Origin of the sequence: Propionispora hippei DSM 15287, assembly GCF_900141835.1 — a bacterium.
GTDB classification, from domain to species: domain Bacteria; phylum Bacillota; class Negativicutes; order Propionisporales; family Propionisporaceae; genus Propionispora; species Propionispora hippei.
On record NZ_FQZD01000022.1, the window covers coordinates 40,516 to 65,131 of the forward strand.

Genomic DNA, 24,616 nt, shown 5'->3' on the forward strand with positions numbered 1-24,616 from the left:
CCTCACACCTCCACCGAGGGGATGGACAGCGCAATTCCAATAGGGGTCACCAGCAGGGGATTCTCCGGCTTATAGGTCTTGATGCCTGTATATGCCTCGAATACGTCCTGAATTCCTTTTAAACAACTGGCACCGCCGGCTAAATAGAGCGCCCCGACTTTTTCCCGTAAATTGGATTTAGTAATCTCGGCCATTTTCTCGATGACCGGATGAACCATGGTAAACACCCGGGAATAGTTCTCCGGCAGCACTTTGTAGTCTTCCGCCTGGTCAAATTCCAGACCGGTATTGCCGGCGACCACCAGTGTCATATGAGTACCGCCGGTAGGCTCATCCACCGAGTAAACCACCTTACCGGCCCGGAGCAGCGAAATACCGGTTGTACCGCCGCCAATATCGACCACGGCACCATCGGTTACCTGCATCATCAGGGCTGCCGCTTCCGGCTCATCAATGACTTTGACGACGCGGAACCCGACGGCCGACACCACATTGGCAATAACCTTTACATTACCGGGCAGAATGTTCGGCGGAATAGCGGTAGCCGCCTCTGTCAGGGTCAGCCCCAATCGCTTTTCCAGAGCTTCCTTCAGCTCGGCCAGAATGTTCACGGCTTCCATAAAGCCGACGACGATGCCGTCCCGGACCACATGGGCCGGCCACGAGGCGAACGCCACGGGTTGATTCCGGTTATCCAGCACGGTAATCACGATATTAGAGGTGCCCAGATCGACACCTACTTTTAACGGTAATGCCAGGTCAGTCGGTGAAAAGCTCGCGATTTGCTGCGTCGCTTCCATACGGGTCAAATATTCGTTGACAGCCTCCATCGAGGCGGGCGGATAAGCTTTTTTCGCGACGCGCTTCATAGCAGTCTCGCCGTCATGCCGTTTTTCAAATCGGCCGCATTGGCCTCATCCACGTCCAGATGAAATTCCAGCGCAGCCTGATCACTGACCCGGACAACCACCTGCCGGAACACGCACTGCTTTTCCCCGCCCGCTTCCAAAGCAATCAGTTGTCCGTCGGACACCTGAAAACGCTTGGCATCGGCCGGCGTCATATGCAGGTGGCGCTTGGCCACAATGACCTTGCCCTGCATGACCAGCATGCCCTTGGGGCCGCTGACACAAAGGCTGGCACCGCCTGTTAAGTTCCCCGATACCCGGACCGGCGGCTGAATGCCGAGCGCCATGGCGTCATGGCGGCTGATTTCAATCTGGCTCTCTTGCCGGACCGGTCCCAATACCCGCACATTGCTAAAGCAGCCTTTCGGACCGGCAATGCAGACAGTCTCCCGTGCGGCGAACTGTCCTGGCTGGCTAAGCTCCTTAAGCACCGTCAACGGATGCTCCTTGCCAAATAACAGTTCCAGGTCGGCCTGATTCAAATGGATATGCCGGTTGGAAATCCCGATAGGTATGGTTCCGTTGGCTTCCGTTTCTTCCAACCGGGACAAAATCTCTACAACAGCTTCCTCCCGGGTCCATTCCACGTAAAATTCCTCACTTTCCTCGCCCATGTATGCAAAGCTTTACGGACTGCCCCTTTTCCCGCGGGCAAACCGGATCATGACAAATATTGCAGGTAGCCCTGCTGTCAGCCTCCGCTTCTGTTTCAGCCGACAGATAAACCGGTTCCTGCTCTTCTTCCACGGCTTCCTCCGGCGGCTCGTCAGCTTCCGGCACCGGTACGGCAGCCGGTTCCGGCTCCTCCACCGGTAGCAGCGCTTCCTCAGCATTGTCCTGTCTTAAAGGCTCTTCTGCAGGCATGACCGTCGGCTCGTTATGACCGCCTGCCGGCGCTTCCGCCGTCAACAGGGGATAAATTCCGTGGGCCGGCCGCGGCAAGACTTGCGTGGCAATCACTGTTCCCACCCGGCCGACAGCCATCCTGGCGGCGTCTACGGCCGCTTTTACCGCCCCGACGTCGCCGGTCAGCTTGACTGTGATCAGTGCGCCTGTGGCATTTTCCATTCCCAGCAGCGTTACATTGGCAGCCTTTAGCGCCACATCGGCCGCCTCAACGGCTGCCAGTTTTCCCACCACCTCGATCAGGCCCAGCGCGTTGTTAATCATGGCCATCTACCTTTCGCAATGCGTCCGCATTATAAATTAGGCTTGGTCAATGACTGCGGGTCCTGACCCATGCCGCGCAATACGCCAAGGCCCACATCACGGGCAGCCAGCACCGATTGCCGTACCGCGCCGGAATCGCCGCTGAAGGTAATGATGATCTCATTGGAGAAACAGGTGCCGACGGCCGGGCTGGCATAGGTGACAATATCCACATTGGCTGTTTTCATCGCCACATCGGCCATCAACAGTCCCACTGCCGCCGGGGCGCCAACCGTAATGCCGAACGCTTTGCCGATGGGTGCGGAAAATGCCTTGTTTAAAGCGTAGCTGGCGCGGGCGGTATAATGAAGCTCGATATGACCGGCATCACAGCCATATACATCGCCGAAGTTTCTTTCCAGATTGGTCAGCAGAATTTCTACGGCACGCCGCGAGTCCGACACGTCTTCCGAAGCAAAGATAATCGTACTGCCATGGCCGGCGCCGCCCTTGGTGTCACGGCAAAACTCCACCGACACGATTTCGGTATTGGTTGCTTTGACCGCTTCGTCGGCCGACATGACATGCGGTGCGCCGCCGGTCCGGGAGCTGACAATGCCGATAGAACGGAACTTGGGGTCCAGTTTCATTTTTTCGTGCAGGTGATAATCCAGATTGGCAATTACCAGGCCAACCGTATCGCCCATGCCTGAACCGACAAATTCGGTAATGTTGCAGCCTTGCTGCCTGGTCTGGCCAACAGGGGCCGTCTTGGTATCCTCAACAGAGTCGATAATTTTTTTCAAAAGTTCAGAATCCATCTTTCTCTATACCTCCGATTACTCTTTAGTAAATTTGGGGAGCATTTTTTCCACATCGGTATGAGGCCTTGGAATGACATGAACAGAAACGACTTCACCAACCCGTTTGGCAGCGGCGGCGCCAGCATCGGTTGCCGCCTTCACAGCACCTACATCACCGCGGACCATAACCGTAACGAGGCCGGAACCAATCTTTTCGTACCCGATCAGCGATACATTGGCCGCCTTTACCATGGCATCTGCCGCTTCAATGGAGCCGACTAACCCTTTTGTCTCAACTAAACCTAACGCTTCCTGTCCCATTTCTTTACCTCCAAAAATTTTTATTATGCCATTATGCAGCTTGAAACGCTTGCATAAAAAACATCAGCATTCTGCCTGGCGTGCCTGATGTCAGCCGGGCCGGACTATGACAAGTTTACTTTTCCTGCCCGCATTACATAAGGTGTTTAAATTTTCTTACTTTTCTGACTGTATTTTAATTATAAGAAAAATGCTGGGCATCGCTTGTGACTTTTGCAACAAGAAGCGGTAAATTTTCTACTTTTTCTATGGTAAATTGGTACGTTTATTGCACATTTTAAAAGTAGACAGCCGTAAATAATCTGAAATTTCCTACCATTGTTCAAAAATCCCAGGTGGAAATTTTACTATTTCGTAATTTATCAGTAAATTCATACAGCTTTAGCACTGTCCCTGATCTGTGGTATAATAAGCTTGAAATTTTACCGGAATTCAACGGGCTGAATTTTTAAAAGAAAGGCTGTTCAAACCATGGAAAATGCACTTCACGTGTCTATTGAAACCGTCATCAACGTGAAAGAATTTAATGCTCTGCAAAACGAGCTATCCAAAATGGTCGACTTTTCCGTAGTCACGGTAGACGCCAACGGTGTGCCCATCGGCAGTCTTAGCAACTTTACAACCTTTTGCCAGTTAATCCGTTCCTCACCGCTGGGGCGCCAGGGCTGCATCGACTGTGACCGGATCGCCAGCCTGAAAGCGCTGCGCGTCGGCAAACCGCTGCTCTACGAATGCCATTGCGGCCTGAAAGACTGCACGGCACCGATTGTTGTGGACGGCGTATACATTGGCAGCGTGCTGGGCGGTCAGGTCTTCGTCCGCGAGGAAGACCGTTCCAAGGTAAAGCTGGCCCAATTGGCGAAAAAATTTAACCTGCCCCTGGCAGACCTGCAACGGACGGTACAGGAAATCAAACTGGTGTCGGAAGACTATCTGCATCGCTGTCTGCGCTTTTACGCTTTTTTGTCCAATTATCTGGCCGAATCGGGAATCAAAAAGCTGATTCAGGAAAAGCTGACCCGCGAGACCCGGGAACGGCTGCAGCTCCAGAAAATTGCCAAGGAACAGGAGCTGCGCCGTATCCAGGCACAGATGAATCCTCACTTTCTGTTTAACGCGCTAAACTCGATTGCCCGCCTGGCCATTCTGGAAACCGCGCCCCAGACTGAGGCGCTGATCTACGATTTGTCCAATTATCTCCGTTACAGCATAAAAAACAACGAAACGACACCGAAGCTGTCGGTCGAATTGGACAGTCTCCAACACTATTTATCCATTCAGCAAACCCGGTTCGGTGACCGGATGAGTTTTGTCGTTGACATCGACCCGGAACTGTTGGACTGGCGCATCCCCTCCATGACGCTCCAGCCCATCGTCGAAAACGCCATCATCCACGGCCTGGAAGACCTCAAGGACGGCGGCACCGTGAAAATTTACGGGACTAAAATAGCCGGCGGCAATGAAATGCTGCTTAGCGTCTATGACAACGGCGTCGGCTTCCCCCCCGACCTGATCGACCTGTTCAATCGCAAGAAAGAAATGATGCCGTCCCGGCTGGGTTTGGGCCTGCGGAATACGGATGACCGCATTCGCCGGCTTTACGGAGAAAACTATGGTCTGACCATCGAAAGCCAGCCAATGGGATTCACCTGCGTCAGCATCAGACTGCCGAAACAGTAAGGGAGGCCACAATGATGTACAGCCTGCTGATTTGTGAAGATGAAACGCTGGAGCGGGTTACGCTCCGCAAGATGATTGAGCAGCGGTATCCCCATATCATGCTGCTGGAAGACGCCAGGACCGGCAAGGAGGCCGTGCAAAAAGCCCAGCAATTCAAGCCCGATATTCTGCTTATGGACATCAAAATGCCGGAAATGAACGGCCTGGACGCGCAAAAGCAGATTATTGCCTTTCACCCTCAGATCAAAACGATTATTATCACCGCTCATGATGATTTTTCCTATGCTCATGAAGCCATCAAATACCGTATCTTCGACTTTCTCTTAAAGCCGTTTTCCTCCGCTATTTTATACGACTGCATTGACAAGATTCTCAGCACCCCCTCCAGCCGTCCACCGGTTCAGCCGGCCGTCGCTGAAGAAAAAACCACCATTCAGGAAGCTCTGGATTATATAAACTCCCATTACCTGGATAACCTTCAGCTTACCGATGTGGCCAGCCGCGTCCATCTTAGCGAAAAATACTTCAGCCGCTATTTCAAGGAGCAAATCGGCCAGTCCTTTACCGAATATGTCAATCAGCAGAAGGTCTACCGGGCCAAAAGCCTGCTGCTCCACACTTCGGTGCCGATTTATAAAATAGCCATGGATCTCAATTTTTCCGATTCCGCCTATTTTACCAAGGTTTTTCGTAAATACGAACAGTTGTCGCCGCTTGAATTCCGGCAAAAGCACCGGCTTTAACCTGAGACCAAAAGGACGGCTTCCGCAGCAGGCGGAAGCCGTCCTTTTGGTCTTAAGTTTGATGTTCCATTTTACTTTTTGAATAAGTATATGGTAACAGCTTCTCCGTCACATTGGTATTGACACAAAAAAACAATTGGTATATCATGCACTTGTAAGGAGAGTACCAAATTGGTTTTTTCCAGTACAAAACTGATGAGGTGATGATTTGCGTAATCGAATTATTCTGGCAACCGTAGAAGAAATTAACTTACGGGGTTTTAAATTTACAATGAGTGACCTTACTAAACGGCTAAGCATCAGCAAGTCATCGCTGTATGAACATTTTTCCTCCAAAGATGAATTGATTGCCACTATCCTGGATATTGTGTTACAGGATCTGCGCGAGCAAGAGGAAAAAATATATAACTCCGATTTGCCGGTTGTTGAAAAGTTAAAAGCCGCACTACTGATTTCACCGAAGGCGTTCGAGCCGTTTCATGACCGTGTATATGACGATTTGCGCCTAACCTATCCGGAGGAATGGAAAAAGGTGACCCAATTTCGCCAGGAACGGATGAACCGTCTGTCCGACCTCCTCTCGCAAGGAATGGAGACTGCTATTATCCGGCCGGTGAATATAAAGATCGTTCAGCAAATGATCATTAGCACCATGAATGACTTGAACAGTTACCGTTTTCTCAGTGAAAACAACATGACCTATCCGGATGCCATGTCGGCGATGCTGGATGTAATCATTCAAGGAATTTCCGTAAAAAAATAATTTAGATTTTCTAATAATAAGTACATGCGCTGTTGCGGCGCTTTACTTATACCCTGTCAGTACCAAAAATACTATTTCAGTACATAAAAGTACGCAAATCTCTCCGGTCTCTGTTTTTCAGCACCCCGGATATCCTGCGGGAATCCGATTTTATCCAAGATATCAGGTATTATACAAGGAGGAAAGAAAATGTCCCTAATCAACATCAGGCACAACCTTTCTTGGAATTGGCCAATCTATATCCTATTATCAGTTGTATTGATCCCCATGCTGACCGGCTGCGGAAACAGCATGGCAAATACCGAAATATGGGGCAGGGCTGAAGCCAAGGAGGTCGATATTAACTCAAAAATACCGGGCCGCGTCGTCAGCCTGCTTGTAAAAGAAGGCGACAAAGTAAGCCAAGGACAGCTTTTGGCGCGTATTGACAACCGGGATATTGTCGCCCAAGTCGGTCAGGCAAAAGCCAATATCAATGCGTTACAGGCCCAAACAGCCCAGGCAGCCACCGTTACCATACTGCAGGATCAAACATCCAAAGCCGCCCTGCATACCGCACAGGCCCAGTTAGAAAAAGCCCAGTCCGATTTAGCGTTAGCTGAAAGTGATTATGACCGGTACAGTGAACTGCTGGAATCAGGTGCCATTTCCAAGCAATTATTTGATACGTACCGGACTAAATATCAGGTGGCTCAGGCTGCCTACAGTCAGGCCCAGGCCGGTTTAAAGGCGGCTCAGGCCGGACTGTTGCAAACCGATGTAAATACGGCCAACGAAGCCACCATGCACAGCAAAGTGGCCCAGGCGCAAGCTACCTTGCAGCAGGTGGAGGTATCTCTGGACGAAACGGAAATACGGGCTCCCTTTGACGGCATCATAACCGCCAAGTATGTAGAGGAAGGAGCCATGGTATCTCAGGGTATGCCCTTAGTCGCCATCCAGGACCCATTGGACAACTGGGTCAATTTAAAAGTAAAGGAGACTGACCTTTCCCGCTACTCTGTTCAGCAGCAGGTTAAGGTCCAGGGCCGGGACAGCAATCTTATCTTAGACGGGACCGTCGTCGATATTAGCAAAAAGGCAGAATTTGCCACCTACCGGGCCACCAACGAACGCGGCGACAACGATATTATTACCTTTAATGTCAAGATCCAGGTCAATTCCGATAAAATCCGCCCCGGCATGCGCTTCAAATTGATGGACGGTGTCAACTGATGAGACTAAAAGATGTGCTGCTGCTGGAACTGCGCAGGCTCTTTGCTCCTACAGCCCCTACCGCTTTGCTGCTTGTTGGCCTGCCTCTTCTGTATACCATCCTGTTTGGCTTCACTTACAGCAACAATGTCGTTAAATATATCCCCACCGTCATCTACGACCAGGATCAGACAACGGTCAGCCGTTCTTTAACCCAGGCGTATATGGACTCCGAACGTTATAACGTTATTGCCCAGGTTACCACGCAGGAAGAAATGGAACGCTGGCTCCGGGAAGATAAGGCGTTGGTTGCCGTCTCTATTCCAGCCAAGTTCAGCCAGCAAATCAAGCTGGGCATGGCCTCCGAAATTCTCATTGAAACAAACTCGACCAACGTAATGTTTGCCAATGCCGTGATTTCCTCCAGTCAGGAGATTATACAGACCTTGTCGGCAGCCACCGGCCAGAAACTGCAGGAATCACTCAACCAGCTGCCGGCGCCGGCCCTGCGGACTACCGCTCCGGTTAAAATGGGGGTCAGAATTATTAACAACCCGACTACCTCCTACACCAATTTTATGCTTCCCGGTTTAGCGGCTAACGGCTTGCAGATCGCCATCCTGTTGGTGGCAGGCCCGCTTATCGCCCGGGAATATGGCCGGCTCTCACGCTGGCGGCAGACCTCCGCATCAACGCTTGTCCTCGGCAAGCTGTTACCTGTCTGGGGCTGCGCCACAGCAGCCTTTGTCCTCTGCCTGGCTATCATGAATGTAGGCTTCGGGGTGCCTGTTCGCACAAATACGCTAAACCTCCTGCTCCTGGTCAGTGCGTTTACCTTTCTCGTCATTAATCTCAGCTTTTTCTTTTCGGCCATTACCAGCAGTGAAGTTGCCGCTCTGCAGGTACCGCTGCTTTATATCATGCCCGGACTGTTATACAGCGGCCTCAGTTGGCCTTCTTTGGCTATGAATGAGGTGGCGCGATTTTTTTCCTCGCTCATGCCGCTCACTTATATGGCAGATACACTGCGTGATTTATTATTAGCAGGCTACTCACCATTCCTGCTGTCAAACAGTCTTAGCATGTTTGCCGGCGGCCTCGGCCTACAGCTAACCACCCTGCTGGTGTTTACCCTTCGCCGGAAAAAGTTTGAGCTGCAAACCGCAAAGGAGGTTTCCCCATGAATTGGCGGCAGATATGTAAACGGGAAATCGGTCAATTGTTTATTACAGACCGCCGGCGAGCCGTTTTCCTGTTCGGTGCATCCCTGGCCTATCTGATTTTATTCAGTCTATTATATAGTACCCACACGATAAAAGCGGTGCCTTTGATTGTCTGCGATGAAGATCAAACGCAATTCAGTCGCACACTGATTCAGGCTTTTGACGACTCCGAGCGCTTTCAAATCGTCGATTATGCCTCAACGCAGACCGAGATGGAACAGGCACTGCAGGAAAAGGAAGGATACGCTGCCGTACATATACCCAGGAAATTTGCTCAGGATGCCAAAGCCGGGCGCTCTTCCACAGTTCTTCTAATGGCTGACGGCGCCAATATTCTTATCGCCAATACGGTAACCACAGCCGCCCAGGAGATTATTGCGGCCTTTTCCCAGGAAACAGGCACCAGGTTAACGGAAACAAACGCCGGCCAAATGCCTGCTATGGCCGAGAACAAGACCGCTCCGGTTGAGTTCCGGTTACGGGTACTAAACAATCCGACGCAAAGCTATCTCTACTTCTTTGTTCTGGGCCTGTCGATGGCCGCTTTTCAACAAGGTATCTTCCTGGCAATCGGGGCCAGCATCCAGAACGAATACCGTCATTCGGAGGAATTAAGCCAGGCGCACCCGCTAAGTATTCTGACAGGAAAATTATTGCCCTATTGGATTTCAGCCACCCTGACCTTTTTTCTTACCATATTAGCAGCCATATACTTTTTTAGCATTCCCGGCCGAGCCTCCCTTCCCAGTTTATTATTGCTCTCTTCTACTTTTAATTTTGCCGCCGTCTCTTTGGGAGCTTTCCTTGCTTCCCTCTGCCAGTCCGAACTGACCTTTACCAGGCTATCCATCGCTTACACCGTCCCGGCCTTTGTATTATCAGGCTACACCTGGCCGCTGGATGCTATGGATAGAGCCGGAAGGCTTATCTCTTATACCTTCCCCCTATCTTATTTTTCCAACACCCTTCGCGAGCTGCTGCTTGCCGGCTATTCACCGGTTCTTTACCAAAACAGTGTGATTTTACTCCTGATAGGAACCGGCCTCTTCAGTATGACAATCATGTGCTTTTCCCACAAAATAAAAGCTGTCCATAACAAGGCAGGAGTACCTCATCAACCCTAATCCCGTAAATACTGACGGTCAATATACCGGAAGCCTTCGTTGTCGTCAGCCTTCCGGTATATCTCCTTCCTCCGCCCGGTCTTGTGAAAATAGCCTCGCCATTATTCCACAGTTTTAGGCTTGACAAGGTGCTTAAGGATCTTGCCGCAAGTAATACTTTTCTTAAGGAGCGCAGTCGAATGGAAGATGTAAAGCTTTCAATTCTCTCAGCTGCCAAAATTCGCTTCTCCCGCTTCGGCTTTCAAAAAACCACGATAAACGAAATATGTCGTGACTGCCGGATTTCCAAGAGAACACTATATCAACAGTTTCCTAGCAAGGAAGAACTATTTATGTGTTTGATCACTCATGAATTAGAAACGCTTAAGACTAGGGTCTTGACTCAAACACAAAAGCTCGCTCTTCCTGTCTATCAGCTATCGCAACTATTGCAAACTGTCGGTGCTTATTTTTATGAGAACCGGTCTCTATTATCTGCAACTATAAAACAAGAGAATAGCCTTCCTTCCCCCGGACAAACAAACCGGTTTCAAACTGCCGTGGAAAAAGAAATAAGCGCTCTTATCGCCAAAGTAATCCTGGAAGGCAAACAGCAACGTCAGTTTCGTAATATAGACGAACATTTCGTTGCCTGTATCGGATTTAATTTATTGCAATCCTTATTTATCACTAATAAAGTGTTAACTTGCTCTGATAAAACCGCAGTTAACGAATACACCCGTGAGTTTATTGACCTATTTGTTAATGGCATTACAAATGAAGCTCCATTTTCTAAACACGGGCACCCTAAAATCGACAGCAATATATAAAATAAACAAATCCCGCTTCCGGTCAAAAACCGGGATGCGGGATGTATTCGTAAAAAGGGCTGACAAAGTGCTCTTCATCTGATCTTATTTTTCCATATGTAAAATTAAATAGAAATTTAGCTGTATAAAGGAGGATTTTCCCTATATATGTCTAAATTTAGTAAAAAATGAAAACTTATATATAGGAGGGTTTATATGCCTGACGAAATGTCCACGCAGAGAGTGATTGCAATCCCAACCAAGAGTGTGGGAATCTCCTTGTTATTAACATTTATCTTTGGATCAGTTGGCCTGTTTTACTCCACCGTGCTGGGAGCAATTATTATGCTTATTATCGAGGCAATTATTGGCTTTACGACCTTTGGTTTTGGACTTATTTTTACACATCCTATTTGCATGATTTGGGGAGCTCTAGCGGTAAACAGCTATAATAAAAAACTACTGGCAGGAAAAGCTATTTGACCTTGCCTGCTTAAGCAAAGAACAGACGATGAACTGCCATTTGGCCATTTATTTGCAGCCAAAAGACGGCTCCGGCTAGCACCTTATCAATCCCAAAGCTGTAGAATAATGGCGAGGCTATTTTCCACAAGACAAGGCGGAGAAAGGAGGCATACCGTTAGTATGCCGACTGACGACAACGAAGGCTTGCGGAAAATAGACCGTCAGTATTCACAGGATTAGGGTTGATAAGGTAGTATTACCGGTTGCCGTCTTTTTATGTTCAGGAGTGTTTGCTTGCTGCCAAAGAACACAATGTATTGATAAATTCCTGTGGTCCGGCCGCTGCCAGCAGACTTTGCACCCGTTCCTTGTTCTTCAGCGTATAAAACAAATCGGTAATAATGCCGACATCATCGTTTTTGACAGCCGGCAGGCAAATGAGCTTCACCTTGTTTTTGTTCTGATCCCATTCGAGGGCTTGCTGCAGCTTGATGAACACCACCGCCGATTCATTGACCAAGGAAGGCAAGCCATGAGGAATGGCAATCCCATTTTTAAAACAGGTGCTGCTCATCTCCTCCCGGGCCGTCATGGACTGGAGAAACTGCTTTTTCACATAGCCATTATTAAATAATATGCTGCCGAGCGCTTCCAGCACTTCCAATTTGGTCCGGTAATTGCCGTTCAGCAGAATCAGGTCCTCCCGCAAAATGCTTTGCAAGGTATTCCCCTGGTGCTGTCTGATGAGATAGTCTAACAGCATTTTCTGATTTTTGTGAAACTCAAAGTCAAAAGGAATGAAATTAACGCCCTGTAGCTTGGGATTCATCGTCCCGACAACGGCAATCAGGCTGTACTGGCTGCGCAGTGCGGTCATTTTTTGTTTCAGCTCTTCGTCCACGACACTGAGTGTCTCGGTTTTAACCTGGGGGTAATATTCGGTAAGAACATCGCGAATGGTGGTTGCCACCCCGCGACCGGTCAGACACATGCAGACAATAACCGGCGGTTTTCCGGAATTTTCGATCGGCAGTACCGGGTAGGAGTGGCGGGAGTGAATGATTTCATAGTAAATATCATCCAGTGTTTCCTGCGAATCCTGATCGGAGATATACGCCTTACGGACAGCCTCCATGACCGATACCAGATCCACCCGGTCAATGGTGCGGGTCTTTATGCCTGTTCTTTTTTGTACGACTTCACCGATATTAACCAGCGAACCCATGTCGACAAAGAATAAAATGCCCATGTCGGGCTCAAAGGTTTGGGCAATTTCCACAACCTGCTCAAACACTTTGGTCGGATTGGTATTGAAGGGCATGTCAATGGCAATCGGGAAATCCACGCCCATAAGCTGGCGGACAATGGCAATCATTTCCGACGCGATTTTGCCATGACAGACGGTAATGATGGCCACCTTGTTCTTTTTGTTGGTAACCTGCAGCAATTCCTTGATATACATGGCAATGAAGCCGATTTCGCCCTCGGGCAGCTCCATATTCTCCGCCTTTTCCACGTCCTTCGCCAATTGCAGCGCCAAGTTATATTCATTGGCAAAGTTTTGTCTGATATACGACAAATTAGGATTGATAATGTCCTGATTGTATTTGATCCGTTTGATAGCTTCGCCCAAATGAATGGCCAGGTAAATCAGCACCTTGGTATTAAGCTTCAAGGCGGGATACAAAGAGCCGATCCTTAGATAAAAATCTTTTATGATGGTACTGATCGTTTCTCCGACCAAATATTTAAACTCATCAATGACTAATTGCTTGCCTTCCGACCGTTCCGTCCCGATGAGTTTAAATTTGTTTACCACAAAAGTCCAGATGATTTTCTCGATCTCCGGCGCTGAAATGTCCATTTCTTTCAACTCATAATATTTCTCTTCTATCTTTTGATAAATATCCTCAAACACCGGATACTCATGCTGTACTTTGGTAGCCGTAATATGGGGAACAAATAAGGTATCCTGAAAGATAATGGCGCTTTTTCGCGGTTGACCGGCCGGTTGCTTGTCATGGAATAAGGTATTATATAAAAGTTCATTAAACCCGATATTGATTTCATTTTTACCGCTGTTCATTTTCTCCACATACGCATTGGCACAGGTGACCTGGATTTCACTCTTTAACTGACCGATATTGCCGTCATATTTTTTCAAGGCAAAGGCCGATAAAATTTTACTTTTCACCATAATCTTGCACTTGGTGCGGTTGGCTTCATTCTGAAAAAAATCATAAATAAGCTGGGCCTTTTCCTGAAGAGTACGATCCTCCAGCTTAGGCAGCTCAATGATCATGGGAATTCTTCTTCTAAAAGTTAGGAGCAGCGAAGACTCGATGCTTTCCGTCGTAGCTCCGATAAAATATACCCGTGACTCCCGCTCCGTATCCACTTCGCCCAACCGGCGAAACCTGCCCTTATCAAGCAGGGAAAAAAGCATTTCCTGTCCTTTCGGTGGCAGCCGGTGGATTTCATCCAAAAATAAAATGCCGCCGTCGGCCCGTTCCACCAGGCCCGCCGTATCCTGATCGGCACCGGTAAAGGCGCCTTTTTTATGTCCGTACAAAATGGAAAGCAGCAGTTGGGGATTGTCGCCATAGTCGGCACAGTTTAAAGCGACAAAAGGCGACGTATCGGCTAGGATGTGATTGTTTTTGGCATGCTGGTACATGCACTCGGCAAATTTCGATTTCCCGGTGCCGCTGTCACCGACAATCAAGGTTGGTAAACCATAAGGAGGATACAAAATAGCCGCTTTGGCCTGTTGGATATTTTTAACCAAACTGCCATTATGACCAACCAGCGTGGAAAAATCCTCCGGCCGCGGCGCAGGGGCCGCCGGTTCTTCGCTGCCCGGATCAGAAACAGACGGCATTTTCTCATTAATTACATCAGCCACATAGTTTCGCGTGACCTCAAACCCCTGATCGTTGAGCAAGTGGACAAGCTGGCTGATGGAAACAGCAGTCCGCTTTGTTCTTACGGCCTGAATGGCTTCTTTTATATTCCTTTTGCGCCGTTCCCTTGAACTCGGAATTTGCAGCTCTTTTCTGATGCCTGTTACCGTTTCCCGCAGCACCGCTACCGTCCGGGCAATTTCTTCATCGGTCAAAGGATGATACACACTTTCCGACATAATTAACTGCTTGATTGTATCTTTTACCTCTTCAGACAAGATAGTTCTTCCTCTCTTGCTCCTGCATATGCTGATATTAACTTAAGAAAGGGGAATATGCCGTTGTGTCCTGCACGGTGAGCATATTCCCCTGAAGCTGCCAACAAGCAAGCTAAACAATTATACGCGCTGTTGGGAACCGAACAATTCCATATAGTAACCCAGCTTTGCAGCATAGCCGGCGGTCATGGCGGCTTCCGCCTGTAGCATATTGGCCGCTTTTCCCTGAATGAAAGACTGGTCCAATACCGCATAGCCTGCCTGATCCAGATCGGTGTACAGATTCAGCTTGGTGATGCCATATTGGATGGCCTTTTGCAAATTCTCATCGCCCGTTCCCGAACAGCCGTGCAATACCAGCGGCACCGGCACCACCTGACTGAGCCTGGCGAGAAGGTCGAAATGGATTTCCGGCGTTCCCGAATAAAGCCCGTGCGAAGTTCCCACGGCCACAGCCAGGCAATCAATTCCCGTTGCCGCTACAAACCGTTCCGCTTCACCGGGATCGGTCAGGCCGTCATTCTTGGTTCTGTGATACTCGCTGCCCTTGCCTACATGGCCCAGTTCGGCTTCTACGCTCATGTCCAGCGTGTGGGCGATCTTAACGATTTCCCTTACCTCCGCCACATTCTGCTCAAAGGGGCAGGTCGACCGGTCTACCATAAGAGAGGTAAATCCGGCGCGCACCGCTTTTACGGCGTCGGCAAACTCCTGTCCATGGTCCAGATGAACGACCACAGGCACCTGCGCCCGGCTGGCATGAGGAATGGCGATAGCGCCAAATTCCAGAATATCCGCCATAGCCGGATAAAGCGCCAGAATGAGCGGTGAACGCCGGGCCTCCGCTGTGGCAATGGCAGCTTTCACCGTGCTTTCATTCCAGGCATTGGCAGCCGGTATCCCATATTGATTTTTTTTAGCGTCCTGTAACAGGGTCTTCATATTTACAAGCATGGCTTTACCCTCATCCTATCACGTTTTTTTCCACAACTCCAGTGGCCTGTTATTTTATCTTGTCTTTATTAAAGCAAGTGTCGGGACAATTACTTTGGAAAAATGGCTGCATCATCTCCCGCAAAATGTCCGCCGAACCTTCCGATAGATCCTTGCGCTGCCCGGCCAGGTGTGGTGTCAGAATCACATTATCCAGCGAAGTCAGCGGACTTTCCTGGGGGAGCGGCTCGGTATAGTAGACATCCAGAGCGGCACCGGCAATTTTCTTCTGCTGAAGCGCTTCAATCAGCGCGTTTTCATCAATAATTTCGCCGCGGGCAATATTGATAAAATAAGCGGTAGGTTTCATCAGGCTAAACAGTTTTTTGTTGATCAGCCCTTTATTGGACGGCAAAGGCGGCACGTGAATAGAAATAAAATCGCAGACGGTAAACAGTTCTTCCAGCGATGTGATTCTGGTATATCCCGCGAAGGCTTCCTCCTTGGCAAAAGGATCGTACACCAGCACCTGAAGACCGATACCCTTGGCCTTTTCCGCCACCCGCTTACCGATTTTGCCCAAGCCAACCAGTCCGAACTTTTTATTTTTAAACGTAATACCACGGAAGGTAACAAACTCATCCCAGACCGGCACGTCCCGGTTGATGTCGGCAGCCCAACGGCCGGCTTTAACATACTGGTCCGCCTTGAGAATATTTCTGCCCAGAAGCAGCGCGAAGGCAATGGTCAAATCGGATACCGGTTCCACCGAACGGCCGGGAGCGTTAAAGAAGTAGATTCCCCTTGCCGATGCGGCCTCAATATTGATATTAACGGCGTCCGACCGGCAGCAGCCGATAGCGAGCAGGTCTTTTCCGGCGGCAATCACCTGCTTGGTAACCGGCGCCGTATGAACGATCAGCACCTGGACGCCGGCAATCCGGTCGATGAGCTGCTGCGGGTGGCCGCAATATTCGGTAACCGTATCGTCACCAATATCATCGCTTCTATCCCGGCTCATCGGTTTATCCATGATCACATCAAACGAATCCAATTCATAGTCATAGCCCTGCAGCACGTCCTGGGCTATATGGATCAAGTCCTTAGTATGCACCCATTCATCACCGACTACCAGGACTTTTAGCTTTTTACTTTTATCCACGTTCTGATTCCTCCATTCCGTTTTGGCTATTCCCTGGGGCCAGGCAAAATTTCCTCCTGGAAAATCCGGTAGGCTTCTTCCCTCGCCGGCACCTGATATAGCCTGGTCACATTGCTTTCCTGCTTGCAAAAATTTATGATGTGTTTCAGGAAATTCAAATGTCTGTTTTCTCCCTGCAGCGCCAGCATAAACACAATTCCTACCTGCAGGCTTGCACCGGCATTGCCCATTTCTCCAAACTCCACCAGCTTTCTTGAGATGGCCATAACGATCGCCGGCCTGATCACATTTTCCGTTTTGGAATGAGGTACGGCAACGCCAATGGGCTTGGTCGGCAGCCCCGTAGGATATTCCAGCTCCCGCTCCAGCGTAGCCGCCTGGTACTGTTCATTGACATATCCCTTCTGCTGCAAATAGTTGGCCAGGCAACTGATGATTTCTTCTTTGCTGTTCATATCTTCTAAAATAACCGCATCGTAATAGATGCTTTCTGCTGTTGACTCCATGCGTCTACCCCTCTTAGCCGTGCAGTTGCCTCACGGCTGTATTTTAAAAACCGAAAACCAGCGAGAACAGTTTATATACCAGCACCAGACCCGGCGTACCGGCGGCATCCCAGTTGGACACCATGCCCTTAGCCACATCGTACCCCATCGTGCCGGCCAGTTGGGTCATCGGGCCAGCCATAAAGGTGGCTCCCCAGCAGAACAGGCAGACAATGATCGACAGAATGATCAGGTTGTGTAAGATATTGCCTTCCGTAATCGCATTAACAGCCGCGCTCTCCCACAGGACGATGATCAGACTGACCGACGCAATCATTTGATTGCCGGGCAGCGCCAGGGAAATTAAGAGAGCGATAGGATACATGATCAACGTTGTCGGCACAACCGCCGAGTGTCCGATAACCGTGGAGCAATCCAGCGCAATCCGGACATCATCGCGCTTCAGCTTGCTGACCAGAATGCTCCGCGCCGATTTGATAATCGGGAACCAGCCTTCCACCAAAATGGCGGCCATTCTGGGCAGCAGCAGGAAAGCGGCAGCCATTTTTACCCCTAACAGCAAGGACGGCATCATGCCGATTTGGCTGAACAGGCCCAGGATAATCCCCAGGGTAGCGCCCATTACGGTGGTCTCACCAAAGACACCAAACTTTTCCTGAATGGTTTCCGCGCTGAACTCCACATCCTTAATCACCGGTGTCCGCCGCAAAATCCACTCCAATGGAATGGCGATACAAGCCTGGAAGGAAAAATGCGTTCCGTGCGGCCAGGAACCGCCCGGCGGGAAATTGTTGATCTTTTCAATGTACGGCGCCGCGATATCGGCCGCCTTTACGTCGATAATCAGGAAAACCACGACCGCCAGCGTGGCCAGCCAGAAATTCCCTGTCGTTACGCCGACCAAACCGGCCAGCAGCATGGCCCGCCAGGTATTGAACACATCTACATAGATGGTTTGTGTAAACCGGACGGTAACCAGCAGGACATTAATAATGAGGAAAACCAACACACCGAAATACCCGTAGGTATTGCCGAAAGCATAACCGACTGAGCCCCAGCCGATATCAATAACGCCTTTATTGAAGCCGTAGATGCTTACGATATTGGTGATGGGCTTGACCATGGCTTCCTGAATCAGACTGACCACCATAAACAACCCGGTAAGGCCGATAGAGACCTTCAACGCCCCGAGAATCGCCTTTTTTAAACTTACTTTTATCAGCAGAGACACAATCAAAATGATCCCGACAATCGTAACGGTAGAATCAAATTTAAAAAACGCCGAAAGGATATTAGTAATTGAATCAATAAATTCCATACGCCTTCTCCTCTGCATATTTAATTTTTTACATTCAGGCATATCTTGGCGGTAGAAATGCCGCCTGGTTTTCACTCAACGTTTTTCTGCCACCAAGATTAAGAAGTCACTGCTGGATCTTTCTGATTTCAGCTATAATTTCATCCAGGGCCTTCTTCGCCGCCTTGTCATCCAGCATAATGCCTAAGGCCCTGATCATGGGAACCGGGTAGTCGGCTTTCATTTCCACCGTGGTAACCAGCATATCGGCATTATTGATGGCTTCCTCCACATCATTGACCCGGCAAAGAATGACCTTTACGTTTTTCAAGCCTTCCTGCTTGATACGGTCCTCTATTTCTTCCCGTAAATAGTTGGACGTACATATTCCTGCACCGCAGCAGCACAGCACCGTGACTTTTTCTTTCATCCTGCTTCACCTCCTGTTTTCGTTAGCTTACTTACGCCTATTTTTATTGCAAGTCTCGTGCCAATTACAGAAACAGGCAAGCAAATACAGCATTGGCCTGCTTTTCCGTTCGACAAAAAACCAGCTACATCTTTGTGTAATTACAAAAAGATGTAGCTGGTTTTTACATTGACGCACAATTGACGCACAATCAACAGGACCTGCTTACAGTTGTTAGTCTAACAGATTAAATAAAGGTATCCCGCCAAGGCCCGGCAGTTCCCCTACTGTTCAAACACCGCCGCCGTGCGGGCAAAGAAATTGTTTTTAGCATTAGCCGCTAAGATGGCATCGGCATCGGCCCGGCTGACGACAACATTGGCGTTAAAATCCCGTAAGCCAACAGCTTTCACCACCAACGGACTGGTTCCGGCCCGCGAAACCGCCTCGCCGTCCCCATTGACCGCATAATCGACCATACCATGACTTACCACAAAATCAGCATCCAAATACATATTGCCGTAAATAATCCGTCCGGTTTCGTCATAGATGCGCGGTGACATCACCCGCGCCAGGCCTAGGCCCCGGGCATCGACAATCACGCCCGAAACTACCGGAGCGCTTTCTCCCATTGCCGGCGGCTGATAAGCGGCCGACGGAGACGGCACCGGCAGCATGGCGGCAGGCTTCATTTGGTCGGCGATAGCGGCGGCAACGCTATGTTCGCCAAACAGAGCTACCTGCAGCGTTACCTGATACGATCCATCCGGCAAGGCCTGTTCATTTACAATCCGGGCGCCCTGTACCAACCCGGAAATATTGGTTTTAACCATATCGTTTTCCAACACGTAGTTTCTTACCGTCGTCGCCGCTTCCACCCGGACTTCACCGACTTTTTCCAATAAATTTCTATAGCCATCAACAATAGCAGCCCGCCGGGCCATCGCACTGGCCTGTGCTGCATTGCCTACTGAACTTGGCGAAACTCCGGTGCCTGTTGCCTCAATAACACCGTCTTTCCAGGCATCAACCTGCCCGCGGATTTCCGTCGCGCCCGCTCCCGTAAAATCATTGCCTGCCGCCGCTACCGGTGTAAGTCCCAAAACCAGCCAAACGGTCAATATAACATATCCTAACTTCCTCATATTTCGCTCCCCTTCCGGTTTTCCTAGTCTTAAAATCCCAGCCTTATCCGTAGATCAGTAACGTCCGCTTCGTCGTTCCCGGCCCCCACTGTGCCATCTGTCCGACGGCCCTCCCGGCCGGTACGGCATATCAGGTCCGTAAAGCCAGGCGGTAAAAAGATTGATCGCTTCGTCTGTTTCCTCCAAACGGCGCAAGTTTCGTTTGGCAATGGCTATGTATTCCTGCTGGTCCGGCGTTGCCCGGGCCAGAAAATCCCGATAGGCTTCTATGGCGCGCCGGCGATAGCCCATTCGCTCATAAACCTGGCCTTTCTCAAAATAGGCCAGGGTCAAATGGCCGTCTAAATTCAGCGCCGCATCAAAGTCCTGCAGCGCACTGCGGTACTTGTCCTTATAGAAGAAGGCGATCCCCCGTCGCAAATAGGCCTGTCCAAACTGGGAATTCAGGGCAATCGCTTCCGTATAGGCGGCAATTGCTTCGTCATACTGATGACCGGCCATTTTTTGATCGCCCAGTTCAAAACGCAGATTGGCCTGGAATTCATTTTCATTTTGGGCAATCCGATTTTGCAGCTGCTGTTTCTCCGTTTCATTATTTGCCTGGCCAATCTGCCGCTTCAAGTCGGCCAATTCCTGCTGGCTTTGGGCATAATCCTGCTGCAATTTCTGATAGTCCTCCGCCATCGACATGCTTTTCAGCTTGCCGGCCATGCTCTCAATATTGTCGGTCGTAATAACCGCCCTGATTTTTACCCAGAAATGGATAGCATTGCCCTCTAGCGTGCGTTTTTTCTCCAGTACGGAAACTTCCATAATTCCGGCGGCAACAACCTGCACCTCATCTGCCGTCAACTGATATTTTTGCGTGGCCGAATAGCTTTGCACATACGTTCCGGCCTCTTCCAAAGCCGTACGCTTGGCATCAAGGAGTGCCCGTTCCTCTGCCGTTGCCGGTGTTTCCCCGTCGCCCATGGAATAGTTGCCTTCAGCAATAATTTCCTTTACTGCCGCATGCCCGACAGCCGGAAACACACCTACCAGCCACAATGCAAGGCAGCATAGCGGCACAATACATTTTGTCGATTTCACGCATAGTCACCTCCCTGTGAAAAGCCTGAGAATAACCACAACCGCCTGTGAACTGCTGCTGTAACGAACGCCTGAGCGCAGCGGGAAATTTTACGCCCCGCAAGGAAAGCAACGCAGCAGGCGGAAAAGGCTCTGACGTAACGCGTGCCGTAAAACAGCAGTCTGTCTCTGGATCGAATGTGTATCCTTATTTCATTATCAAGGATTAGCTTTTAGTTTTCCTTTTCTTTTGCCCAAGAACTGCTATTTTTCTTGTTTATTGCCGTGTCCCGCCCCCAGCAACCCATACCCGGCAATGTCCAGCCAGGGACTTTCCCCAAAAGCCGTCTTATCTCCCTTGGCGATCCGGCACTGCTTGTCCATCGTGCGAACCAAAAGCAGCATGTCCCGGTATTGCTCCGGTTTTACCCCGTCAGGATAGAGCACCAGCATCATCTGCTCTACCGCCGTAATCGCATCACCATAGGCTGCCTGTTTCTCATCCACCAACCGCCCCAGCTCCTTCCCTGCCTTTTCATATTTCCCCGGTTCCATATCTAATCGCCTCCAAGCTATATCTATTATTCACCTTCCACCTTGTTCGCCACAAGATGATTGTTTCTCAAAAACCTACTCATCCTTATATCGTAATTCTTCCCCGCCATCATAATGTCCCCTTCGGCGTGGTTTTGATTGTCCAGCTTGTTCACCTGGAACAATTGCCCTTTTTTCCTTTGTCCCTTATAATTTAATAAACTAATTATCAAATGGCAGAGTAAATGTTTGTGCGTTAAGTGTCAGTTGAACGGGGAGTTGTCACTGAACGAAAAACGTACAGGAACTACTGATGAAATGAACCTGTTGGCCTGGCGAGAAAGTAAAACCGCAGGAATAGCTCAGCTATTTCAAGTTTTTGCTGACGCAGCCAGGCGGAAAAAGCTCCGTCAGGACGCGCATTGTGAATGAATCAGTTGTTTCCTAGTTTGCGGTACAAACATTGCATCCCGCTGCTACATATCTGAGGATTCCTCGCTATGTAGCATCATAACCGCTAGGAGGTATTCTCAATGAAAAAAATCTTTTCCGGTTTTTGGTCAGGCTATACCATAACGGAGCTCATTATTTCGGCAGTCTTTATTGCACTAATTATCATCCTTACCCATATCCTGGCAATTCAGACCCCCTTCGTCCGGATCAGTCTCAGTTTTTTACCGGTTGCCGTCTTTGCCATGCGTTTCGGTCCGCTAAAGGCGGCCGTCACGGCAGCGGCGGCGGATATCCTCGGCTGCCTAATTTTTACACCCGGCTTATATTTCCCCGGCTTCACGCTAAGCGCCTTTCTGTCCGGTTTATTTTACGGACTTGCCTTATATCGCAAGCAGCCGTCAATCAAGCGAATATCCATAGCCGCCCTCGCGATCTTCCTCTTTATTGATTTATTCCTCAATACACTATGGCTGACTCTTTTATATCAAAAAGCGATGCAAACGATTTTGGGCGGCAGACTAATAAAAGCGCTTATTATGCTGCCTGTTCAAATAAGCTTGATTTATCTTATTACCTCCCGGTTAGCCAAGTATGGACTATACAGCATAAAAACTCCCCGCGACTAAGCTGCCGAAAGGTGTAAAATAGCCAGCAAGGCAACACTAGAGTAGTGTTGTCCTGCTGGCAAATGATAAAGGAACGTCTGTGTCGCAAAAACAGGCCCCATTACAAATTGCCTGCCATAAGCGCATATTTAAGGCCATCGAAATATCCCTTATTGTAATAGATATATGTTAACGTATTCTGCTGATTGGTAATCTCCGTCCCTAACTCGTTCACGATAGAATCACCCATCGTTGTTTCAACTTTCTCCAGCAAACCATACACCGCATCTTCCACTTCGGAAGTCTCCGGCAAGAAAGCTCGCTCCACCAGTTTTTCCTCCAGCACTTTCTGTCGGCTAATACAAAATTGCTGCCATTGATATTCAAAATCATCGTACTTTATGGTTTTCCCCGACAATTTGCTCTTAACCGGCATATCCAGAAACCGTTGTCCCTCGCCAGCCACAGCAGAATCTTCGCATAAATAATCCAACTCCCGTTCAAACACTTGAGCCAGCAGGGTTATTTCATCCACTTTAATAGGACGTCCGAAAAGTTTTTCCAGTTGCTGATATTTTTTCACCAAAAATCCCCCTAATAAATATTAGATATATCTAATATTTATTTTATTTATCTAATTTTTATTATAACATCTCTAATTTTTAAGTCAATAAATATATCAAATATAACTTTGACCTCTCTAATTTATTTTCATATAATTAAATCAAACTTTAACTTTAGGGGATATTTTATGATTAGTTATAAACCATTTCAGAAGATGCTTATTGATAAAAATCTTAAGAAACAGGAAGTACTAAAACTAGCAGGAATCTCAAACGCTACTATGGCAAAACTTAATACCAATGAATACGTATCTTTAGAAATCATCGATAAAATTTGCGCTGCCCTGAACTGTCAGCCCGGCGAACTTTTGGAATACATTCCCGAGAAACAGGACTAACCTAAAAAAGCAACTAACAATTGAGTACTCCAGAAACATAGGTATATACTATAAAAAAACCTTCCGGCAATCGCCGGAAGGTTTTTTTGATGCGGGGGCCGTCCACCTACTCCACCCTATCAGTTGTTTCATCCATTCAGCCCAGACTACGGACCAATTCTAAAAAACTTCTGTCAGGAGGCATCGTGTTTTTTAGTAGAAATCATTCCACTCATGTTCACACTTAGGACACTTTTGACAATGGTCAAAATCATGACCGCAATGCGGGCATTTGTCCCATTTTACATGACATTCATGATGACACTTAGGACAATGATGCGGATACTTATGCTCACACTTTGGACAACAACATTCACAGCAATCCCACTTTATCTCTACCTTCTGTCCTCTTTCCACAGAGCTACTCATTAGAACACTCCTTTACTAAATAATTAGGTTACATAATATAATATTCCTAATAAAGTAAAGGGTGCTACGTTCTTCTACTTTCAAAAAGCTGACATAATATTCCTAAAGCCTTCTCAAAAATGCAGCATCAGGATATCCATGTATTTACAATTTCTGCTTGCATTAACTAACAACACTTTCATCCAGAATAATTTTATCCTAATATTTCCTAATAATTCTATGTATTTCCACTTATTTTATCGTAACGCTCTCCCCGCAGATCCTTTCTATTCCCAGCATATCCGGGTATTTTTTCAACAGGGAAGATGTTTCCCTGAGGAAGCAAAAAATAACTGTTGGTTAATACTGCGAATCAGATGTGGTATATTCCGCTACTGCCCTGTTGCCAGACTTACCGCCATACCTATCACTCAAAGGTCATTGTATCACTAAAAACAATTCAACAGAACAACCATGACAAAAAGGAGTAAGTCACAGGAGAATCGATGAAAACAAGTCGGACATGGTATACTCAAAGGAGCAGGAATAGATCGAGGGACGGTTTGGAGATAACTCCGCTTTTAGAACATGATCAGATTGTCTTAGAGTACAGAGAATTGCTGATAAACAGCGAACAATAAACTTTAAAAAATCAGACAATCCATCCTGCTAATTACGTACGAGGGGTGGTTGTAGTGCAAGCCTTGTTACCCTGTTGTTGTGGAGTAGATGTCCATCGAGATGTTGTACAAGCTTGTATCTTAAAAGGGTTAAGCGATAACCCTGAAGTGGTTCGAGCAGAATTCAAAGCTCT

At 48.5% G+C, this 24,616-nt stretch carries 25 protein-coding genes and 1 riboswitch; of the genes, 10 read left to right on the forward strand and 15 right to left on the reverse strand.

All coding sequences use genetic code 11. From position 1 onward, the window contains the following. Positions 1-2 precede the first annotated feature (2 nt). Genes eutJ through eutM form a run of 5 tightly spaced genes read right to left on the reverse strand, consistent with a single transcriptional unit; the run spans position 3 to position 3,181 of the window. On the reverse strand, positions 3-869 hold the full coding sequence (gene eutJ / locus F3H20_RS12690; RefSeq protein ID WP_223191754.1) for an ethanolamine utilization protein EutJ: 867 nt from the start codon (positions 867-869) through the stop codon (positions 3-5). Next, the gene (locus tag F3H20_RS12695) at positions 866-1,495 is read right to left on the reverse strand and encodes a phosphate propanoyltransferase (RefSeq protein ID WP_223191755.1); all 630 of its coding nucleotides are present in this window, start codon (positions 1,493-1,495) and stop codon (positions 866-868) included. Before F3H20_RS12695 ends, eutJ begins: the two co-directional genes overlap by 4 nt. Positions 1,496-1,505: 10 nt before the next feature. Further along, positions 1,506-2,078 carry a BMC domain-containing protein gene (locus F3H20_RS20370; RefSeq protein WP_149735291.1) on the reverse strand — a complete coding sequence of 191 codons (573 nt, stop codon included), beginning with the start codon at positions 2,076-2,078 and terminating at the stop codon, positions 1,506-1,508. Positions 2,079-2,107: 29 nt separating this feature from the next. Further along, positions 2,108-2,878: a propanediol utilization microcompartment protein PduB gene (gene pduB / locus F3H20_RS12705; RefSeq protein WP_149735292.1), complete on the reverse strand. Its 771-nt coding sequence runs from the start codon at positions 2,876-2,878 to the stop codon at positions 2,108-2,110. Between the two features lie 18 nt (positions 2,879-2,896). Then, the gene (gene eutM, locus F3H20_RS12710) at positions 2,897-3,181 is read right to left on the reverse strand and encodes an ethanolamine utilization microcompartment protein EutM (protein WP_091750975.1); all 285 of its coding nucleotides are present in this window, start codon (positions 3,179-3,181) and stop codon (positions 2,897-2,899) included. Between the two features lie 471 nt (positions 3,182-3,652). On the opposite strand from eutM, the gene F3H20_RS12715 reads away from it, so the two are divergent. The 8 genes from F3H20_RS12715 (at position 3,653) to F3H20_RS12750 (ending at position 11,179) form a co-directional block, all read left to right on the forward strand. Then, a complete protein-coding gene (locus F3H20_RS12715) occupies positions 3,653-4,861 on the forward strand; it encodes a sensor histidine kinase (RefSeq protein WP_149735293.1) in 1,209 nt (402 codons plus the stop codon). Between the two features lie 11 nt (positions 4,862-4,872). After that, positions 4,873-5,604, forward strand: a complete 732-nt coding sequence (locus F3H20_RS12720; RefSeq protein ID WP_149735294.1) for a response regulator transcription factor — start codon at positions 4,873-4,875, stop codon at positions 5,602-5,604. Positions 5,605-5,812: 208 nt separating this feature from the next. Next, positions 5,813-6,367: a TetR/AcrR family transcriptional regulator gene (locus tag F3H20_RS12725; protein WP_149735295.1), complete on the forward strand. Its 555-nt coding sequence runs from the start codon at positions 5,813-5,815 to the stop codon at positions 6,365-6,367. A gap of 189 nt (positions 6,368-6,556) precedes the next feature. Next, positions 6,557-7,582, forward strand: a complete 1,026-nt coding sequence (locus F3H20_RS12730; protein ID WP_149735296.1) for an HlyD family secretion protein — start codon at positions 6,557-6,559, stop codon at positions 7,580-7,582. Next, positions 7,582-8,745, forward strand: a complete 1,164-nt coding sequence (locus F3H20_RS12735) for an ABC transporter permease (protein ID WP_149735297.1) — start codon at positions 7,582-7,584, stop codon at positions 8,743-8,745. Before F3H20_RS12730 ends, F3H20_RS12735 begins: the two co-directional genes overlap by 1 nt. Continuing rightward, entirely contained in the window at positions 8,742-9,908 is a 1,167-nt protein-coding gene (locus tag F3H20_RS12740; protein WP_149735298.1) for an ABC transporter permease, read from the forward strand. Before F3H20_RS12735 ends, F3H20_RS12740 begins: the two co-directional genes overlap by 4 nt. A gap of 179 nt (positions 9,909-10,087) precedes the next feature. Continuing rightward, positions 10,088-10,717 (forward strand): TetR/AcrR family transcriptional regulator, encoded by a 630-nt coding sequence (locus F3H20_RS12745; protein WP_149735299.1) that lies wholly within the window; start codon positions 10,088-10,090, stop codon positions 10,715-10,717. Positions 10,718-10,912: 195 nt separating this feature from the next. After that, positions 10,913-11,179, forward strand: a complete 267-nt coding sequence (locus F3H20_RS12750) for a hypothetical protein (protein ID WP_223191756.1) — start codon at positions 10,913-10,915, stop codon at positions 11,177-11,179. Between the two features lie 262 nt (positions 11,180-11,441). On the opposite strand, the gene F3H20_RS12755 is transcribed toward F3H20_RS12750, so the two are convergent. From F3H20_RS12755 to F3H20_RS12795, 9 genes are all read right to left on the reverse strand, one after another. Further along, the gene (locus F3H20_RS12755) at positions 11,442-14,378 is read right to left on the reverse strand and encodes a sigma 54-interacting transcriptional regulator (RefSeq protein ID WP_316843071.1); all 2,937 of its coding nucleotides are present in this window, start codon (positions 14,376-14,378) and stop codon (positions 11,442-11,444) included. Between the two features lie 84 nt (positions 14,379-14,462). Continuing rightward, positions 14,463-15,296 (reverse strand): class II fructose-bisphosphate aldolase, encoded by an 834-nt coding sequence (locus tag F3H20_RS12760; protein WP_149735301.1) that lies wholly within the window; start codon positions 15,294-15,296, stop codon positions 14,463-14,465. Between the two features lie 49 nt (positions 15,297-15,345). Then, a complete protein-coding gene (locus tag F3H20_RS12765) occupies positions 15,346-16,437 on the reverse strand; it encodes an NAD(P)-dependent oxidoreductase (protein ID WP_149735302.1) in 1,092 nt (363 codons plus the stop codon). A 26-nt stretch (positions 16,438-16,463) separates the two neighbouring features. Next, positions 16,464-16,943, reverse strand: coding sequence for a PTS sugar transporter subunit IIA (locus F3H20_RS12770; RefSeq protein WP_149735303.1), 480 nt, complete (start codon positions 16,941-16,943; stop codon positions 16,464-16,466). 43 nt (positions 16,944-16,986) lie between these two features. After that, complete coding sequence (locus F3H20_RS12775; protein ID WP_149735304.1) at positions 16,987-18,261, reverse strand: PTS transporter subunit IIC; 1,275 nt, start codon at positions 18,259-18,261, stop codon at positions 16,987-16,989. 106 nt (positions 18,262-18,367) lie between these two features. Continuing rightward, positions 18,368-18,670, reverse strand: a complete 303-nt coding sequence (locus F3H20_RS12780; RefSeq protein WP_149735305.1) for a PTS sugar transporter subunit IIB — start codon at positions 18,668-18,670, stop codon at positions 18,368-18,370. Between the two features lie 263 nt (positions 18,671-18,933). Continuing rightward, on the reverse strand, positions 18,934-19,794 hold the full coding sequence (locus F3H20_RS12785) for an LPP20 family lipoprotein (RefSeq protein ID WP_149735306.1): 861 nt from the start codon (positions 19,792-19,794) through the stop codon (positions 18,934-18,936). A gap of 54 nt (positions 19,795-19,848) precedes the next feature. Next, on the reverse strand, positions 19,849-20,883 hold the full coding sequence (locus F3H20_RS12790) for a tetratricopeptide repeat protein (RefSeq protein WP_149735307.1): 1,035 nt from the start codon (positions 20,881-20,883) through the stop codon (positions 19,849-19,851). A 243-nt stretch (positions 20,884-21,126) separates the two neighbouring features. Further along, complete coding sequence (locus tag F3H20_RS12795; RefSeq protein ID WP_091750928.1) at positions 21,127-21,417, reverse strand: hypothetical protein; 291 nt, start codon at positions 21,415-21,417, stop codon at positions 21,127-21,129. Between the two features lie 214 nt (positions 21,418-21,631). After that, positions 21,632-21,711, forward strand: a riboswitch (THF riboswitch). 218 nt (positions 21,712-21,929) lie between these two features. Between F3H20_RS12795 and F3H20_RS12800 the strand changes: the two genes are divergently transcribed. Further along, positions 21,930-22,475 carry a folate family ECF transporter S component gene (locus F3H20_RS12800; protein WP_149735308.1) on the forward strand — a complete coding sequence of 182 codons (546 nt, stop codon included), beginning with the start codon at positions 21,930-21,932 and terminating at the stop codon, positions 22,473-22,475. Between the two features lie 100 nt (positions 22,476-22,575). Here F3H20_RS12800 and F3H20_RS12805 read toward each other — a convergent pair whose 3' ends face one another. Continuing rightward, positions 22,576-23,037, reverse strand: coding sequence for a hypothetical protein (locus F3H20_RS12805; RefSeq protein ID WP_149735309.1), 462 nt, complete (start codon positions 23,035-23,037; stop codon positions 22,576-22,578). Positions 23,038-23,205: 168 nt separating this feature from the next. Here F3H20_RS12805 and F3H20_RS12810 point away from each other — a divergent pair, with 168 nt between their 5' ends. Then, positions 23,206-23,415: a helix-turn-helix domain-containing protein gene (locus tag F3H20_RS12810; protein WP_149735310.1), complete on the forward strand. Its 210-nt coding sequence runs from the start codon at positions 23,206-23,208 to the stop codon at positions 23,413-23,415. Positions 23,416-24,616: the final 1,201 nt, after the last annotated feature.

What these genes read in the sequence shown, in the direction of transcription:
- eutJ (WP_223191754.1), bottom strand. Translation starts at nt 869, where the DNA reads ATGAAGCGCGTCGCGAAAAAAGCTTATCCGCCCGCCTCGATGGAGGCT.
- F3H20_RS20370 (WP_149735291.1), bottom strand. Translation starts at nt 2,078, where the DNA reads ATGATTAACAACGCGCTGGGCCTGATCGAGGTGGTGGGAAAACTGGCA.
- pduB (WP_149735292.1), bottom strand. Translation starts at nt 2,878, where the DNA reads ATGGATTCTGAACTTTTGAAAAAAATTATCGACTCTGTTGAGGATACC.
- eutM (WP_091750975.1), bottom strand. Translation starts at nt 3,181, where the DNA reads ATGGGACAGGAAGCGTTAGGTTTAGTTGAGACAAAAGGGTTAGTCGGC.
- F3H20_RS12715 (WP_149735293.1), top strand. Translation starts at nt 3,653, where the DNA reads ATGGAAAATGCACTTCACGTGTCTATTGAAACCGTCATCAACGTGAAA.
- F3H20_RS12720 (WP_149735294.1), top strand. Translation starts at nt 4,873, where the DNA reads ATGATGTACAGCCTGCTGATTTGTGAAGATGAAACGCTGGAGCGGGTT.
- F3H20_RS12730 (WP_149735296.1), top strand. Translation starts at nt 6,557, where the DNA reads ATGTCCCTAATCAACATCAGGCACAACCTTTCTTGGAATTGGCCAATC.
- F3H20_RS12735 (WP_149735297.1), top strand. Translation starts at nt 7,582, where the DNA reads ATGAGACTAAAAGATGTGCTGCTGCTGGAACTGCGCAGGCTCTTTGCT.
- F3H20_RS12740 (WP_149735298.1), top strand. Translation starts at nt 8,742, where the DNA reads ATGAATTGGCGGCAGATATGTAAACGGGAAATCGGTCAATTGTTTATT.
- F3H20_RS12745 (WP_149735299.1), top strand. Translation starts at nt 10,088, where the DNA reads ATGGAAGATGTAAAGCTTTCAATTCTCTCAGCTGCCAAAATTCGCTTC.
- F3H20_RS12750 (WP_223191756.1), top strand. Translation starts at nt 10,913, where the DNA reads ATGCCTGACGAAATGTCCACGCAGAGAGTGATTGCAATCCCAACCAAG.
- F3H20_RS12760 (WP_149735301.1), bottom strand. Translation starts at nt 15,296, where the DNA reads ATGCTTGTAAATATGAAGACCCTGTTACAGGACGCTAAAAAAAATCAA.
- F3H20_RS12770 (WP_149735303.1), bottom strand. Translation starts at nt 16,943, where the DNA reads ATGGAGTCAACAGCAGAAAGCATCTATTACGATGCGGTTATTTTAGAA.
- F3H20_RS12775 (WP_149735304.1), bottom strand. Translation starts at nt 18,261, where the DNA reads ATGGAATTTATTGATTCAATTACTAATATCCTTTCGGCGTTTTTTAAA.
- F3H20_RS12780 (WP_149735305.1), bottom strand. Translation starts at nt 18,670, where the DNA reads ATGAAAGAAAAAGTCACGGTGCTGTGCTGCTGCGGTGCAGGAATATGT.
- F3H20_RS12785 (WP_149735306.1), bottom strand. Translation starts at nt 19,794, where the DNA reads ATGAGGAAGTTAGGATATGTTATATTGACCGTTTGGCTGGTTTTGGGA.
- F3H20_RS12795 (WP_091750928.1), bottom strand. Translation starts at nt 21,417, where the DNA reads ATGGAACCGGGGAAATATGAAAAGGCAGGGAAGGAGCTGGGGCGGTTG.
- F3H20_RS12800 (WP_149735308.1), top strand. Translation starts at nt 21,930, where the DNA reads ATGAAAAAAATCTTTTCCGGTTTTTGGTCAGGCTATACCATAACGGAG.
- F3H20_RS12810 (WP_149735310.1), top strand. Translation starts at nt 23,206, where the DNA reads ATGATTAGTTATAAACCATTTCAGAAGATGCTTATTGATAAAAATCTT.